The 1,501-nt window shown below is 59.2% G+C and carries 2 protein-coding genes; one reads left to right on the top strand and one right to left on the bottom strand.

Features of this window, described 5'->3' with window-relative positions; translation table 11 throughout:
- Positions 1-26: 26 nt before the first annotated feature.
- Complete coding sequence (locus tag A5686_RS07840) at positions 27-857, top strand: cyclopropane mycolic acid synthase family methyltransferase (RefSeq protein WP_082947530.1); 831 nt, start codon at positions 27-29, stop codon at positions 855-857.
- A 60-nt stretch (positions 858-917) separates the two neighbouring features.
- On the opposite strand, the gene A5686_RS07835 is transcribed toward A5686_RS07840, so the two are convergent.
- The coding region (locus tag A5686_RS07835; RefSeq protein ID WP_067932796.1) for a class I SAM-dependent methyltransferase at positions 918-1,501 on the bottom strand (584 nt) is incomplete at its 5' end.

Here is a 1,501-nt window from a genome sequence, read left to right as displayed (position 1 = left end):
TGCAGCTCACGCCGCATTTTGGAAATGTGCAAGCTCATTACGACTTGTCCGACGACTTCTTCCGACTGTTCCTGGATGCCACGATGGGTTACACGTGTGCCTATTTCGAGCGTGATGACATGACGCTCGAAGAAGCGCAGATTGCGAAGTTCGACCTGGCATTGGGAAAGCTGAACCTCGAGCCCGGGATGACGCTGCTCGACATCGGTTGCGGTTGGGGCGGCGCGCTGAAGCGGGCTGTCGAGAAATATGACGTCAATGTCATCGGAATTACGCTGAGCCGCAACCAGTTCGAGTACAGCAAGAACAAGCTGGCCGGCCTGCCGACCAACCGCAACATCGAGGTGCGCCTGCAGGGCTGGGAAGAGTTCGAAGACAAAGTCGACCGGATTGTCTCCATCGGCGCCTTCGAAGCATTCAAGATGGAACGCTATTCCGCATTTTTTGAACGCGCCTACGACATCCTTCCCGATGATGGCCGGATGCTTTTGCATACGATCTTGATGTATCACTGGCAGGAATATCCCGCACTGGGCGTCACATTGACGATGAGCGATATTCGATTCGCGCGCTTCATCGGCCAGGAGATTTTCCCCGGGGGTCAGTTGCCGGCGCAGAAAGACATTTTCAAATTCGGCGAGGCCGCGGGCTTCTCGATCGAGCGGGTGCAGCTGCTGCAGGAGCATTACGCGCGGACCCTCAACATCTGGGCGGCGAATCTGGAAGCCAACAAGGAGAAGGCGATCGCTCTCCAGTCCCAGGAGATCTACGACAAGTACATGCACTATCTGACCGGGTGCGAGAACTTCTTCCGCAAGGGCATCAGCAACGTGGGGCAATTCACGTTGGTCAAGTAGCTCACAGCATTTCAGCGCACAACGGTGATCCGTTGGGGCTGAGTGCCTATGGTGAGCCGGTCACTTCTCCAACGTGAACTGGTTGACGTCGGTGTAGCCCTCCCGGAACAGCTTCGCGCAGCCGGTGAGGTACTTCATGTAGCGGTCGTAGACCTCCTGAGACTGGATGGCCAACGCCTGCTCGCGATTCGCCTCGAGCGCCTCGGCCCATAGATCCAGTGTCCTGGCGTAGTGCAACTGCAGCGACTGGACCCGGGTCAGGTCGAAGCCCGCCGTGACCCCGTATTCGCCGACGGTCTGCGGGGTCGGCAGCCAGCCGCCGGGAAAGATCTCGGCCAGGATGAATTGCGAGAACTGGACGATCTCGTGGGTCAGTTTCATGCCCCTGGCGCGGGCATCCCTGAACGACGGCCGAACGATGGTGTGCAGCAACATCACTCCGCCTGGCGGCAGCGCTTGGTAGGCCATCTTGAAGAAGCGGCCGTAGCGCTGGCGACCGAAGTGCTCAAACGCGCCGATCGACACGATCCGGTCCACCGGCTCGTGGAACTTTTCCCAGCCCTCCAGCAGCACCCGCCTGCTGCGGGTGGTGTCCATCTGATCGAACGACTTCTGCACGTGCTCGGCCTGGTTCCCGAGAGCGT

Source organism: Mycobacterium sp. E2479 (genome assembly GCF_001667925.1).
Classification (GTDB): domain Bacteria; phylum Actinomycetota; class Actinomycetes; order Mycobacteriales; family Mycobacteriaceae; genus Mycobacterium.
This window is presented reverse-complemented; position numbering and strand designations above follow the sequence as displayed.